Source organism: Arthrobacter cryoconiti, from assembly GCF_020905375.1.
Classification (GTDB): Bacteria; Actinomycetota; Actinomycetes; order Actinomycetales; family Micrococcaceae; genus Specibacter; species Specibacter cryoconiti.
Map to the genome: position 1 here is coordinate 92790 of NZ_JAJJBU010000013.1, position 14082 is coordinate 106871.

Genomic DNA, 14082 nt, shown 5'->3' on the forward strand with positions numbered 1-14082 from the left:
TTTCGACGTACTGTAGAAGTCCCGAATGAAATCACTGAGAAGTGTCTTGGAACGGGACTTACCCACCATGAAAGAGAAATTTTCGTGACTTCCTCAATGAGCCGCAGATCGCTGCTGGCTATTAGCGGAGCTTTTGCAACTGTGGCTCTTGCCGCTTGCACCAGCAAGGACCCGTTGGCGCAGCAGGCTAAGGCGGGAGATAACAAGAACTATATTGCCGGCGATGGTTCAGTGACTGAATACGCACCTGCTGATCGTTCTAAGCCCGTTGAGTTCAGTGCGAAGCTCTTTGACGGCAGTGAAATCAACGCCTCAACGTTCCCCGGTCATGTCACCATTTTGAATTTCTGGTATGCGGCGTGTTCTCCGTGCAGGCTGGAGGCTCCGGATCTGCAGGCGCTTAACACCGAGTTTGGCACGCAAGGCGTGAAGTTTTACGGCGTGAATGTCCGCGATGAGAAGGCAACGGCCGAGGCATTTGAGCGTTCTTTCAGCCTGACGTATCCCAGCGTCATGGACAAAGACGGAGGCGTGCTGCTGGCCATGACGAAATATGTGCCGCCCGCGGCTGTTCCCACCACCTTGGTAATGGATAAGCAAGGACGTGTTTCCGCACGGATCTTAGGTACAGCGGATAAAAGCACCTTAAAGGCGCTCATCACCTCTGTATTGGGCGAGCAGTAAGGCCGCCGAAGATCCTGTGAACAATCCCTTCGCGCAAACAGTGCTCAGCGGCTCCATGCTGCTGGCCATACCGGTAGCCCTGCTCGCCGGGCTGGTCTCGTTTCTCTCGCCCTGCGTGCTGCCGTTGGTACCCGGATATTTAGGTTATGTCAGCGGGCTCAGCGGAGCCGATCTAGAAGAACGACGACGTGGGCGCATGTTTGTAGGCGTCGGCTTGTTTGTCTTGGGCTTCTCGGTGGTGTTTGTTTTGATCGGCGCCGTTTTTGGTCAACTGGGCGCGTGGCTGAAGGGTCCAGATGCCGCTTGGGTCACTCAGCTACTGGGTGTTGTGGTGATTTTGTTGGGCGTCGTGTTCTTGGGCGGCATGAGCTGGTTTCAAAATGAAGCCAAGGTTCATGCCAAACCACCTGCCGGACTGTGGGGTGCTCCTGTTCTAGGCGTAACCTTTGGTCTGGGTTGGGCGCCGTGCACGGGGCCTACATTGGGCGCCGTACAGGCGCTGGCTTTTTCGGACGGATCCAGTGCCGCTAAAGGTGCTTTCTTGACGTTTGTGTACTGCCTGGGCTTAGGTCTACCTTTCCTATTGATTGCCTTAGGCGTGCGGCGCGGAATGGGGGCTTTGGTCTTTTTTCGCAAACACAGGCGTGCGCTGCAGTGGTTTGGTGGGGGCATGTTAATAGTTTTGGGCTTATTGATGGTTACGGGGCTGTGGGGCACGTGGATCAACCAGCTGCAATTTTGGTTTGCCAATGATGTGAGAATGCCAATCTAATGAAAGAGAAACTGGTGAAAAAGTCCCCGGGTGCAAAGCAGGAGCCTGCCAGCGCCGACGCCGTGCTACCCCGGTTGGGCTTTGTCGGCATGCTGCGATGGGCCTGGCGGCAACTGACCAGCATGCGCAACGCCCTACTCCTGCTGCTCTTGCTGGCCGTCGCCGCAGTGCCGGGCTCCCTATTTCCGCAACGTTCTTCCGCTGCCTCCAGCGTGACCCAGTACTTGGCTAACCACCCCACCTCCGGGCCTATCTTGGACTGGTTCAAGCTCTTCGATGTGTATTCCTCTCCGTGGTTTGCGGCTATCTACCTGTTGTTGTTTACCTCCTTGGTGGGTTGCGTCCTTCCGCGTGCCAAGATTCACTTCAAGGCCATGCGTTCAGCCCCACCACGCACACCCAAGCGGCTTTCGCGCCTGGCGGAATACGGCACAGTGGAGATCCCGGCGGAAAGCGGTATCAGTGCCGAGACAGCCGTCCATGACGCAGCGGCGGTTCTGAAATCGCGCGGTTACAGGGTGGATGTACGTGATCTGGACACAGATCGCCCGTCAGTAGGCGCGGAGATCGGATTTCTGAAAGAAGTCGGGAATCTGGTTTTCCACATCTCCATCCTGGGCGTTCTGGCGGCCGTTGCCTATAGCGGTCTGGCTGGCTACAGCGGGCAGCGGGTGCTGGTGGAAGGGGAAACCTTCGTAAATTCCATCGTCGGCTATGACACGTTCACCCCGGGCGCCTACTTCAACGAAAACCGGTTGAGCCCCTACTCGTTGCAACTGGACAAGCTGGCGGTCAAGTACGATCGCGAATCACCAGGGCACTACGGCCAACCGATTGACTTCACGGCAACTTTGACCACCAAGGACGGTGCCGGAGCCGCGCCGAAGTCACAGATTTTGAAGGTCAACGACCCCGTCTCAATGGGGGGCACCAACGTCTATCTAGTTGGTAATGGCTACGCGCCAGTAGTGACGGTCAAGGACGGCAAAGGCAACGTGGCTTACCAAGGCCCGGTCGTCACAATTCCCACGGACGGCGCCTACACCTCCTTGCTGGTTATCAAGGTTCCTGACGCCAAACCGAACCAGCTTGGCTTTGTGGGGTTTTTCCTGCCCACGGCACTTGTGGACGACAAAGGCGTAGCGTACGGCTCCGACCCGGATCCGTTCAATCCACAGCTGAACCTGAACGCTTACACGGGGGATCTCGGCCTAGATAACGGTGTTCCACGCAATGTCTACACCTTGGACACCGCCAAGCTCAAACAGATCAATGGCCGCGACATGGCTGCTGGCGGCATTGTGCTTGCGCCCGGACAAAGCTACACACTGCCGGAGGGCAACGGGACCATCAGCTTTGACGGAATCAAGCGGTTTGCCGCTCTCGACATCCGCAATGACCCGGGCCAAATCTACGTCCTAGTGTTCGCTGTACTTGCACTCGGTGGACTCATGGGTTCGTTGTTCCTGAACCGACGTCGAGTGTGGATACGAACTGGCAGCCACCCGGACGGGCGCACAATGGTTGAATTCGGGCTCCTGGCCCGTGGTGAAGACCATCGTCTGGCTGGGGAATCGAGAGCACTGGATAAGGCTCTGCACACAAAGTGGCTGGTGCCATTGCCCTCGGCGGTGGAAGATGGAACGCAGGACAAGTCGTACAAAAAAACACGGAAAGATCAATCCGATACCGAAACAGGTATCACCATGGCAAGTAAGGACCAGTAATGCCGGCAATCAATGAGGGTCTCGGGATGCTCAGTGAACAATTCATGCTCATGGCCGGATTGGCCTACGCCGTGGCCTTCTGTGCGTACGCCTGGGATTTGGTGACGTATAGCAAGGCTGCGAAAGCAGGCCTGGCGGCGGCAGAATCTGGCGCAGGCATGGAAGAAAACAAACATCAGCTGGTGGCTGCCGGATCGGCAGGCTTGGGCGCCTCAAATGCTGAACTTGGTTTGGGTGCGGGTCCGCAGGACCGTGCAGTGCGGCCCAGCAGCAAGACGCATACCAGCGATGACGGCATCACAGCCGGTGACTCCATGCGTTATGGCACCGAAAAGCGTGTTGTGGCGCGCGTGGCCGTAGCTTTGACAATTGTGGCTGCCTGCGTTCATGCAATGGCCGTGGTGTTCCGCGGCATGGCCGCAGGGCGCGTGCCGTGGGGCAACATGTATGAATTCTGCACGACCGGCGGTTTGGCCGTCGCATTGGTCTTCCTCCTGGTCTTGACCCGGCGGGACCTTCGTTTCTTGGGCACCTTCGTGATCGGCCTGGTACTGGTGATGCTCACGGCGGCTTCCGTGGCGTTTTGGACTCCCGTGGGCCACTTGGTGCCAGCATTGCAGAGCTACTGGTTGGTCATTCACGTATCCATCGCCGTGCTGTCATCGGCGCTGTTCACCTTGACGTTCGCCATGTCGGTGCTCCAGCTTGTCCAAGCTCGTCGTGAGGCCTCGATCGCCTCCGGGAAAAAGGATAAGGCGCTTGTTATGCGTCTGGTTCCGAACGCACTGAGCCTTGAAAACATGTCCTACCGGATCAACGGAATTGCTTTCGTTGGCTGGACGCTGACGCTCATGTTCGGCGCTATCTGGGCTGAGAAGGCATGGGGCCGCTTTTGGGGTTGGGACACCAAGGAAGTCTGGACCTTTGTGATCTGGGTGGTCTTTGCCAGCTACCTGCACGCACGTGCCACCCGTGGCTGGACCGGTACACGCGCTGCGTGGCTGTCCATTGTTGGCTACCTATGCGTGGTCTTCAACTTCACCATTGTGAACGTGTATTTCTCAGGTCTGCACTCTTACGCGGGAGTGGGCGGCAGCTAGAAGCTGACCCCGATCGGCAAGAAGGAGCCTTCTGCGGCGGCGCGCAGTATTGACTCCAGCTGTGCCGGTGGGGCGGGCCTAGCAAAGAAAAAGCCTTGGCCGGTGGAACATCCCAGTGACCTTAGGACTTGGGCCTGCTCCTTTGTTTCTACGCCCTCGAAGACAACGTCCATTCCGCACGATTGGATCAACTCCAAGATGGCGGCCACGAAGCGACGCTGACTGGCATCCTCGACGACGTTCCCGATCAGCGAGCGATCCACTTTGACGACGTCGACGGGTAAGTTTCGCAGGTAGTTCAGCGAGGAATAGCCGGTGCCGAAATCGTCAATATCCAATCCGACCCCCAGTTGGCGCAGGCCCAGCAGCGAATAACGCTCTGATTCCGTTCCGGTTACCAACGTTGACTCAGTGAGCTCAAGTACCAATTGGCTAGGACTCACTGACCAGTTTGAAAGGACGTCGCGGACCTCGTCGACGAACTCCAGGCGTTGGAGCTCGGTGACGGAGATATTGACTCTCAAGGTGAAGTCAGCTGACAGTTGTACGGACTTCGCCCAGCTGTGTAGCTGGGCGACTCCGGTGCGCAGCACCCAACGTCCCAGATCAACGATTGCACCGGATTCCTCGGCCAAGGGGATGAACTCATCCGGCATGACCAGCCCCCTGGTGGGGTGGTTCCACCGGACAAGTGCCTCGACGCCCTTGATCCTGCCGGTAGCCATATCTACCACCGGCTGGTAGTAGAGAGCCAACTGGCCCGCATCGATGGCCGTACGCAATTCGGAAACCAACTTGGTCCTCATTTGCCGTGCGTAAAGCAAGATGGGATCGAAGAGCGTAACATTCTTAGTCGCATCGCGTTTGGCGTCATACATTGCGGTGTCGGCCTTGATCAGTACATATTCGGCTGAGTCGTCCGGCTCGGCTATGGCTATGCCAACGCTGGCACCAAAGTTGAATGTGTTGTCATCAACCGTGACACTTTGATCCAATGAGTCGACGATTCGCGTGGCTATGGCCTTCGCTTGGGTGACGGTCGTGGCGGGTAGCAACACTGCAAACTCATCACCTCCGAGCCGGGCAACGACGTCGACGTCGCGCACCGTTCGAAGAATACGTTGCGCCACAATTTTCAGGACCAGATCTCCGGCGTTATGGCCTAGAGAGTCGTTGACGCCCTTGAATGAATCCAGATCCAAGACCAGGACGGTTGGCGCACCGTCTGCTGTGGTTGTTTTAGCGATCTCATCGTCCAAGGCCTTGACCAGAGCCCGGCGGTTAAACAGATCCGTGAGGGGATCCGTCAAGGACATGCGTTCCATTTTTAGGTTGGCATGTTCCAGCAGAGCGGTTCTGGTTTTCACTCGACGTTCAAGATCTGCATTGGCGGCGCCAAGAGTCTCAGCCATCAGGTTGAACCCGGTGATGACCGCATCTATGTCATCGCGTGCTGCGGAGGCGGAAATCCTGGTGTCTAAGTTGCCTTTGGCAAGTTCGATGATGCCTTCGATGAGGTGGGACAACCTGGGGTCTTGAGCACTAATTCTCTTTTTCAAGGCGCACCAGCCACTCCAGCGCTTCGGATTCAACGGTGAAATACCGCGACGGAATGCTTCGTGTTCCCGAACCCACGAAGAAGTGGGCCAGAACACGGTCCACGGGACTTTGACCAAGCAGCGCGTAGGAAGAAACGGAGGCACCACGGAAGTAAACATCGCGAGCTTCGCGACTAACCGATGCGACCCCCGTCAAATCAAGCAGCATGGGGTAGAGGGCCCCCGCGGCGGCATCTCGCACCGCGGTTGCAGCTTCCTCAGCTTGCTCGCCGGTGATGACGGCTTGTGCTGGCAGGGCGACCCGTAATATACCTGGGTGTTGCAGCCAGACTCGAATTCCGGAGGGCGTCAGGTTACCCTCCGCTGGCATTGCGTCCTCGGGAGAGCCGGCGTCTTCCATTAACATCGTCATCGCAACGACACCCGCTTGCGGCGGTCTTCGCTACCCCGCAGGTCACGGTTGAGGCGGCGGTCCCCATGGTAGAGGATTCCTGCCCAGTCGACCTGCTCGGGAGTTGTAGGAACGACGGCGTCTTCCTTGGGTGCAGGAGTTGGCTTGGGTTTAATGTACAACCAATTCACGAAACCAAGGGAAATATCCACGGCCGAATTGCGAAGGCCCACATAGGCGCGGATAGCCCCGGCTGCAAGGATCGCATTCAGACCGGCAAAGGCCACATTGCCCCAGTTTCCATGCAAGGTGTCACGCCACATAGTGAACAGTGAAAAAGCGACGATGGCGAATGGAACCAGCACGTAGATTGCCGGTGCTGCTGTACGGTCCTTGACCTTCGGGGTCCGTACGAACGGGATTTTCTCGCCAGTGAACGCCTGTTGAAGGGACTTGAGCACGCCCGCAAGGTTGACAGGAAGAAGCACCAGATTGAAGCCATAGATACGGAAAATGTCGCTGAAGCGATGTCCGGAGTCGTGCAAGTCGCTTCCCATGGCCAAAAAGTACGGAAGTGCGGCGATGAACACGACCGGGCTTAGGAGCCGGCTGTCATAGGGGTAGGCCAAGAGGAACAGCAGACCAAAGCTGGCCCACGCGATCGAAGCCATGTAGTTGACCCGGAGCAACACTTCTCGCAGCATGATCTTCTCGCGCAGATGTTTGCGCGTGGTCAGCTGCGTCCAGAGCTTGGGCAAGATGAGGAGACCACCGTTGGCCCAACGCCGGCGTTGGACTACAAGAGAACCAAAGTCCGGCGGAGTAGCGCTGTAGCTAAGACGCTCCGGATAGTTGGACAACGTCCAACCATGGGTGCCCAAGTCAACGCTTGATTCTGTATCCTCAATGACGGTGCGGTCTTGAATGTATGTGCGAATCTCGAAGCCGCCCACGGTGGAAATTTCCACAATGTCTTCCAAAGCGCACTTTCGAATGACGGCATTTGCGCCGACCCAGAACGTAGCACCGTAGTACGTCATGCCTTGGTGGAGAATGTGCTGGATATCGGTTGTGGCACCGGCCACGCGTTCAATGCGTGTAGGGGCCCCACGGAATGAGGAATAGGGCGTCTGTGTTACGGCGACGCGTTCGTTTCCCGGCGATTCAAGGAAATGGACAAGCCGGAGGCAGTAGTCGCGCAGGAGAAGAGAGTCTGCATCCAGCGTCAACAGGTACGTGGTCTCTGGGACAAGAAGATCGCCGCTGAGCGTCTGTGCGGACTCCGCCAGCGGTCGCAGAACGAGTTGGCCAGCGGTGTCTTCAACACGCCAGTTTTGGCCCATGAGGGAGATATACGCGTTGAGGTTCATGGCCTTGTTTGCCTCATGAGACAAGCTGGCATACTTCTTGCGTTCGAATGTTTCCGTCTTAGTGTTGAAAATCCAGGTCAGACGCGCGTAGAGCTCTTCGAAGCGTGCCCTGTCTGGCTGTGCGCCCTGAGCTGCAGCGGAGGTCAACGCCAAGAGAACAAGTCGAAGTTCCCTCGCCAGACCCATGAGAACTAGGTCAACGAAAAATTCATCGACGTGGTCCTCGACGCTTTCGGACTCCGCCATGGCTTCTAGCCACGCGGCCGCCGACTCATACTCGTCGATCAGCAGGCCTAATTCCTTAGGCTCGAGCGCTGTTGCTGTGGCAGCACGCTTCCGGAACGAGGCCAAAGCCGCGTTGGCACGTGCAGCCGGTGATGCAAGTGATGCCGCGATTTCTCCGGCGAGGGCCCGCGTGGCCTCAAGCCGGGCTAAAACGTCAGGATCTGTGGGTGCGGGCGGGTCGTCCAAGAGGAGGACAACCTTTAGATCAGGAAACTCTTGAAGTGCTGCCGACCACAACGTGGCACGGACGACGTGAGGCTCCTCGGCATAGGAGGGAACCAGCACCGTGATGCCGTCCGCGTAATTGGTGAAGTGTCGATCGAGTTCACCACGGGGGACGCGCTTGTGATCGCGGAAACGGTAGAGGGCGCCCTGCCTGGCCAACAAATACATCAACGCCGAAAAAGTCAGAAATGTTACAACCACGACGTAAGAAACGGTTTCAAATTGGAAACGAAACCCAGAATTTGGGTTATCAGCCAATTGTTTGAAAACCGTCGAGACAAGGTAGGTCAACCAAGCCAAAATGGTGACAACAATACCGAGTCGGCCAAGAGTGATCTTCCGCTTTGACGGTTGCGGATGAACGATCGACAGCGGCTCCGAGCGCCGTTCTGACCCCCATTGGGCGCGCCTGGAGCTAGCCTGAGCAGGCGAGTCCGATGGCATTGTGGCGCGGTCATGCACAAGAAGTTTTTCAGTCATTTTTCCCCAGCGAGGTAAAGGTCTGGAACCGGGGTCCGCCCCAGCCCGGTTCGGGCACTTTTCCAAAGTGGATTTGTGCCAGCAATCCTGCCCTTATGCTAATGCATATAGGCGTGTGCTTACGCCAGTTCCTTTTTTGCTGACCAAAGGGCTTCCAATCCTGTCGCGCAATACGTGCCAGGCAAGGAAGTCAGAATCATTTTTCCGCTTCTCTATTACAAACACCTTTTGGGGGTTTCGCGTGTCCAAGCGCTTTCCGGGACGAAAATTGTCCTTTGTCCGACTGACAATCATGGTGGTCGCCATCGCCGTGGTTGCCGGGGCGGGCCTCGTTGGCTGGAACCGATTCCAGGATGCGCAGGCTGCGGCTGCTTCCCCGTCGATCTTTGCCGGGTACGTCGATGTGACGGCGACGCCGACCTACGCGTTCGAATCCCCTGTTTCTCCGCAAGCCAAGTCAGTTGTACTCTCCTTCGTCGTTGCCGATCACAGCAACCCCTGTGAGCCAAGCTGGGGAGGCGCTTACGGGCTAGATGCTGCCGCCCAGAGCCTGGACCTTGAGCGCCGGGCAGCACGCCTGGTGCAGCAGGGCGGTCACGTTGCCGTCTCATTCGGAGGGCAGGCTAACGATGAACTCGCCACTGTGTGCACCGACCCAGGCAAGCTGGCGACCGCGTATTCAGACGTAGTGCAACGTTACGATCTGGACACAATCGACTTGGACATCGAGGGTTCTGCGCTGGAGAACGTTGCATCGATCCAGCGCCGTGCCGTAGCCATCGCCGCCCTCCAAAAGGAACGACTGCAACAAAAGAAGCCCCTAGCTGTTTGGTTGACTCTGCCAGTTGACCCGAATGGCCTCACAGCGGCAGGCAGGGCTGCCGTGGATCACACGCTGGCTGCGGGGGTTGAGCTTGCTGGGGTGAACATTATGACGATGGACTATGGATCAAGCAAGAACCCCACCGAGACGATGCTTGCGGCTTCGATCCGTGCAGCCGAGGCCGCCCAAGTGCAGGTCGGTCAAGCGTATAAGGACCATGGCACTCCACTCGGAGCTGAAAGTGTATGGCGCAAGATCGGCTTGACGCCGATGATTGGCCAAAACGACGTGAAGGATGAAATTTTCACACTCGCAGATGCGGCTGGTCTGCAACGGTTTGCCGTGGAAAAAGGTGTGGGCAAAATGTCCATGTGGTCCCTTAATCGTGACGCAACATGCAGCCCCAACTATCCAGACGTGACACGCGTTTCTGATGGTTGCAGCGGGGTTGAGCAGGGATCCGCACTGTTTTCAGAGGTTCTTGGTGCTGGCCTGCTTCCCGGAACCGCTGCCAGTGCACAAGCTACGGCGGGGGAAAACTCAACCGCAAAAGCACAGATGACGCAGACTCCGGTTGTGGACGATCCAGCAACGAGCCCCTATGTGATTTGGAACGAGAGCAGTGCATACGTCGGTGGCGACCGCGTGGTGTGGCGGCGCAATGTGTATGAAGCCAAATGGTGGACCCGTGGGGACATCCCGGATAACCCCGTACTCGCCGCTGGCAGTACCCCGTGGCAACTTATCGGTCCGGTACTCCCAGGGGATAAGCCAGCACCAACGGTGACGGTTCCTGACGGGGCATTCCCCGCGTGGGCTGAAACTACCGTCTACCACCAGGGCGACCGGGTGCTCTTTGATGGGCACGTCTTTGAAGCCAAGTGGTGGACCCGCATGGATAGCCCGGAGGCTGCCCTCCAGGGATCGAGCAATTCACCGTGGCTGCAACTAAAGAACGACGCCGTTGAGAAACTTCTGAACGCGGCTTCCAAGTGACAGCGGCAGTGCGTAGGAATACAGAAACGCAGTAAAACCGTCCCCGAGGACGAAGCGAAACACTAACCGGTCATTGGATCGGTTAGTGTTTCGTTTCGTCGTTGGGGTGTTCCTCGCGGAGTTTAGCTTCACGAGCGTCCAGCTCGGCCTTGAGCTTACGTAAACGATCGGCTTCGGCTTTCTGGGCACGACTGACTTCTAGATCCCGTAAGAACGCGGGGTCGTCGTCCGGCGCCAAATACCTTTTAGGCCGTGCTGAATAAGCGGAACCCGGAAAACTCTGGGCGGGGCGAGCCTGTGTTGCTGGGGCGTACCGTGGCCGGCCAAAGAAGAACCACAAAATCACGCCGATAAGTGGCAGCAACAGGCAAACCAGGATCCAGGCGGGTTTGGGAATGCTCCGAACATCGGCGGGCTCGCTGCGGATGCAGTCTATGAGCCCGTAAATGAAGAGAACCACGCCGATGATGACTGGGATATAACGCATGGATCAATTCTACCGTTGAAGCACAAATTGGGTGCTGGGGCTACTTTCAGGAAGCCCGGGTAAACTGGGGGTGTGGCCTTCTTTAAATACTCTTTGATTCGTGGCGTGCTCTTCATAGCGTTCTTCCTTGCTGGCTACTACTTGCTGTCGCTGAGCTACCTCAGCGCGGCTCTGATAGCTGCCCTGTGTGCCTTCGTTATCAGCTTTTTTCTCCTACGTGGACAGCGTGATAAAGCCACGGCTGTCATCGCGGACCGCTTTGCCCCGAATGCGGTGACGACTCAATCGGCATCTGCTCTGGCCGATGCCGATGCCGAGGATGCGTTGGTCGACGCCAACCCTGAGATCTGGGTTGACGCAGACCGTCATACGCGGGAACCACACATACAGTCGGAATCTTAGGACCAATAGGTCTGATTGGCATTTCACTTTGAAAGGACGTCTGCATGCGCTGGATGGATAATGAACGGGCAGCGCTGGTTGCGACTCTCCGCGACAGCGATCCGAGTGCTCCGACGCTGTGCGCGGGCTGGGATGTTCGTCGAATGCTGGCTCACTTGGTCCAACGCGAACATTCGCCACTGAATCAGCTCCAAGATGTTCTAGCCAAACCGCTACCCGGCCACGAACCCCGGCTTGGCGCCGTCGTTTTTGGTGCTGAAACTGCTGCCGGATATCAGGCTTTGATCACCCGTTTCGCAGCCGGTACCGGCCCATTAAATCCCATGACGTGGTTTGGGGACTCTGTTCAACTCATTGAATACGTTATCCACCACGAGGACATCCGCCGGGGAACCGGGGACATAAAACCACGCGTCATCCCTGCGGGTCTGGGAGACGCCCTTTGGCGACGACTTCCACTGATGGCAAAGATGATGTTTCGCAGCGCCCCCGTCGGGGTAGGCATCCAGGTCCCTGGTGGGAAAATTGTGACCGTTCACAAGGGCCAAGATGCGGTGGTATTGACGGGCGATCCAGTGGAAATGGCCCTGTATGTCATGGGACGCCGTTCTGCCGCACACGTGGAGCTGGGCGGCAGCCCGCAGGCTGTGGCGGCTTTCACGCCCTGGGCGCAGAAGTCGAGCTAGAGCCGGCCCAGCACCATAGCCACTGCGAACAGCGCGCTAAAGCCTAAGTTGAGCAGACCCGTTTGTTGCAAGACCGGGATGAGACTCTTGCGTTTCTTGCCCTTGAGCATGATCCAGCTGGGCATGAGCATGAACGGGATCAGCAACAGCACCAACAGCAGCCACCGCTCCCCGGGAACCAGAAAGAGAGGCAGAGCCACGGCAGCCGCCAGCATCGCCACATAACTGCGCCTGGCGTTACGGTCGCCGAGCCGGACGGCGAGTGTCCGCTTGCCTACCTGACTATCCGTGGGGATATCCCGGACGTTGTTTGCCATCAAAAGTGCGACGGCGATCAGCCCGGTTGAGATGGAGCCCAGGACGGCCGCCGGGCTCACCTGACCGGCCTGGGTGAACGTGGTCCCAAGAGTGGCCACTGGACCGAAAAAGAAGAACACAAAGACATCGCCTAGGCCCATATAGCCGTAGGGATTTTTGCCGCCGGTGTAACCCCACGCCGCCAAGACAGCGCCAGCACCCACAAGCAGCAGCCACCACGCCTGCGAAAGGATCACAAGGGCGAGCCCGGCCACCATGGCCAGACCGAGCGCACCAAAGGCCGCCATCTTCACGTGGTGTGGTTTTGCGGCTCCGGATCCCACTAAGCGAAGTGGACCCACCCGCACGGCATCTGTGCCTCGAATTCCGTCCGAATAGTCGTTGGCATAGTTCACGCCTACCTGCATCAGGAGCGCTACCAGTGCGGCGAGGGCTGCCCGGCCCCAGTGGGCACCATCGAGTCCGTAGGCGGCAGCGGTACCGATGATCACCGGGGCAACAGCCATCGGAAGCGTCCGCGGGCGGGCACCCTCTATCCATTGACCAACTGAGGCCACGGCATTACTCCTTTATGGGAAAACTAGATCGAAAACATGGCTGACTTCTTACATTGTGCCGGGTTTGCTTGGATTGCTGGCAGTCGCCGCGTCCCTTAATCTGTTCAAAATGGCGTCCCTGTCCGGTTTTCCGGTGGAAAGCACCGGTAGCTCGGAGACGAAAACCACAGTTTTTGGCACTAGGTGTGGCTCCAAGAGCGTGCCAACCTGGCTCATGAGTTCCTCGAGTGAGCAGGCGGCAACCACCATGGCGGCCACCTGCTGTCCCCACTCTTCCGACGGCACCGGCCCCACGAACGCCTCGCGGACGCCCTGGACCTGGTGTAGTCCAGCCATAACCGCGGCGGGCGAAATTTTTAGTCCACCGCTGATGATGACGTCATCGGCCCGGCCCAGCACACGCAAACGTCCCTCGCCATCTTGCTCGCCTAAGTCTCCGGTCTCAAACCATCGCATGGTTTCGCCGTCGCTCTCCTCGTGGGAAAAAGCGGCGGTCGTGAGCGTGTCATCATTGAGGTAACCGGAGGCCAGAACTGCTCCACCGAGCCATACCCGGCCATCGCGGATGGCGAGCTCTACGCCGTCGAGCGGGACGCCGTCATACACGCAACCCCCGCACGTTTCACTCATACCGTACGTGGTGACCACGTTGATGCCGGCTCCGTGCGCCGCCTGAAGGAGCGCCGGGCTGGCGGGGGCGCCGCCTAACAATACGGCATTGAAGCGGCGCAATACGCTCAGTGTTTCCGCGGTGGGGTTGGCTAACAGCCGGGTGAGTTGGGTCGGAACCAGGGAGGTGTAGCGCAGCTTGTCGGTGAGTTCGCGCGCACCTGCAGTGAACGCCTGCGCCGTAAAGCCGTCGGAGAGGTCCATGGCCCAGGGGCGCGTGCCGCCGAAGAGACTGCGGACCAGGACTTGAAGTCCGGCCACATAGTGCACGGGCAATGCCAACAGCCATTGTCCCTCGCCGCGGAGGGCCAATGCGGTGCCTACCGACGACGCCGCCAGGGCGTCAACGCTGAGCATTGTGCGTTTGGGTGTCCCGGTGCTCCCCGAGGTTTGTACGACGGCGGCAATGTCGATCTGGCTGCCCTCAGGGAGCCCCAGCTCGTCTTGGGGAATGGTGGTGAAGGTGCCGTCGGCAGCGATCTGGACGGCTGGGCCTTCACCGACCAGCGCCTCAGAGAGTGCCTTCAGAAGAGGTTCGATGTTCATAAGTA

The 14082-nt window shown here is 58.1% G+C and carries 13 protein-coding genes; 7 read left to right on the forward strand and 6 right to left on the reverse strand.

What is annotated here, in order from left to right; all coding sequences use genetic code 11:
• Window positions 1-96 precede the first annotated feature (96 nt).
• Genes LOH53_RS07040 through ccsB form a run of 4 tightly spaced genes read left to right on the forward strand, consistent with a single transcriptional unit; the run spans window position 97 to window position 4283 of the window.
• Entirely contained in the window at window positions 97-684 is a 588-nt protein-coding gene (locus LOH53_RS07040) for a TlpA family protein disulfide reductase (RefSeq protein ID WP_230067021.1), read from the forward strand.
• Between the two features lie 16 nt (window positions 685-700).
• The gene (locus LOH53_RS07045) at window positions 701-1456 is read left to right on the forward strand and encodes a cytochrome c biogenesis CcdA family protein (protein ID WP_230067022.1); all 756 of its coding nucleotides are present in this window, start codon (window positions 701-703) and stop codon (window positions 1454-1456) included.
• Complete coding sequence (resB, locus tag LOH53_RS07050; protein ID WP_230067023.1) at window positions 1456-3183, forward strand: cytochrome c biogenesis protein ResB; 1728 nt, start codon at window positions 1456-1458, stop codon at window positions 3181-3183. The genes LOH53_RS07045 and resB overlap by 1 nt, the downstream gene beginning before the upstream one ends.
• Window positions 3183-4283, forward strand: coding sequence for a c-type cytochrome biogenesis protein CcsB (ccsB, locus tag LOH53_RS07055; RefSeq protein ID WP_230067024.1), 1101 nt, complete (start codon window positions 3183-3185; stop codon window positions 4281-4283). Before resB ends, ccsB begins: the two co-directional genes overlap by 1 nt.
• Here ccsB and LOH53_RS07060 read toward each other — a convergent pair.
• Genes LOH53_RS07060 through LOH53_RS07070 form a run of 3 tightly spaced genes read right to left on the reverse strand, consistent with a single transcriptional unit; the run spans window position 4280 to window position 8593 of the window.
• Entirely contained in the window at window positions 4280-5842 is a 1563-nt protein-coding gene (locus LOH53_RS07060) for a bifunctional diguanylate cyclase/phosphodiesterase (protein WP_230067025.1), read from the reverse strand. The two genes, ccsB and LOH53_RS07060, sit on opposite strands and share 4 nt — an antisense overlap.
• Window positions 5826-6254, reverse strand: coding sequence for a DUF7793 family protein (locus LOH53_RS07065; RefSeq protein ID WP_230067026.1), 429 nt, complete (start codon window positions 6252-6254; stop codon window positions 5826-5828). Before LOH53_RS07065 ends, LOH53_RS07060 begins: the two co-directional genes overlap by 17 nt.
• On the reverse strand, window positions 6251-8593 hold the full coding sequence (locus tag LOH53_RS07070; RefSeq protein WP_230067027.1) for a glycosyltransferase family 2 protein: 2343 nt from the start codon (window positions 8591-8593) through the stop codon (window positions 6251-6253). The genes LOH53_RS07065 and LOH53_RS07070 overlap by 4 nt, the downstream gene beginning before the upstream one ends.
• A 241-nt stretch (window positions 8594-8834) precedes the next feature.
• On the opposite strand from LOH53_RS07070, the gene LOH53_RS07075 reads away from it, so the two are divergent.
• Window positions 8835-10412 (forward strand): chitinase, encoded by a 1578-nt coding sequence (locus tag LOH53_RS07075; protein WP_230067028.1) that lies wholly within the window; start codon window positions 8835-8837, stop codon window positions 10410-10412.
• Window positions 10413-10494: 82 nt separating this feature from the next.
• On the opposite strand, the gene LOH53_RS07080 is transcribed toward LOH53_RS07075, so the two are convergent.
• On the reverse strand, window positions 10495-10899 hold the full coding sequence (locus LOH53_RS07080; RefSeq protein WP_230067029.1) for a PLD nuclease N-terminal domain-containing protein: 405 nt from the start codon (window positions 10897-10899) through the stop codon (window positions 10495-10497).
• Between the two features lie 72 nt (window positions 10900-10971).
• Between LOH53_RS07080 and LOH53_RS07085 the strand changes: the two genes are divergently transcribed.
• Window positions 10972-11301, forward strand: a complete 330-nt coding sequence (locus tag LOH53_RS07085) for a DUF4229 domain-containing protein (RefSeq protein ID WP_230067030.1) — start codon at window positions 10972-10974, stop codon at window positions 11299-11301.
• 44 nt (window positions 11302-11345) lie between these two features.
• Window positions 11346-11987 carry a TIGR03085 family metal-binding protein gene (locus tag LOH53_RS07090; RefSeq protein WP_230067031.1) on the forward strand — a complete coding sequence of 214 codons (642 nt, stop codon included), beginning with the start codon at window positions 11346-11348 and terminating at the stop codon, window positions 11985-11987.
• Here the strand turns inward: LOH53_RS07090 and LOH53_RS07095 are convergent.
• On the reverse strand, window positions 11984-12862 hold the full coding sequence (locus tag LOH53_RS07095; RefSeq protein ID WP_230067032.1) for a 1,4-dihydroxy-2-naphthoate polyprenyltransferase: 879 nt from the start codon (window positions 12860-12862) through the stop codon (window positions 11984-11986). The genes LOH53_RS07090 and LOH53_RS07095 overlap by 4 nt on opposite strands.
• Window positions 12863-12910: 48 nt before the next feature.
• Window positions 12911-14077, reverse strand: coding sequence for an AMP-binding protein (locus LOH53_RS07100; RefSeq protein WP_230067033.1), 1167 nt, complete (start codon window positions 14075-14077; stop codon window positions 12911-12913).
• Window positions 14078-14082: the final 5 nt, after the last annotated feature.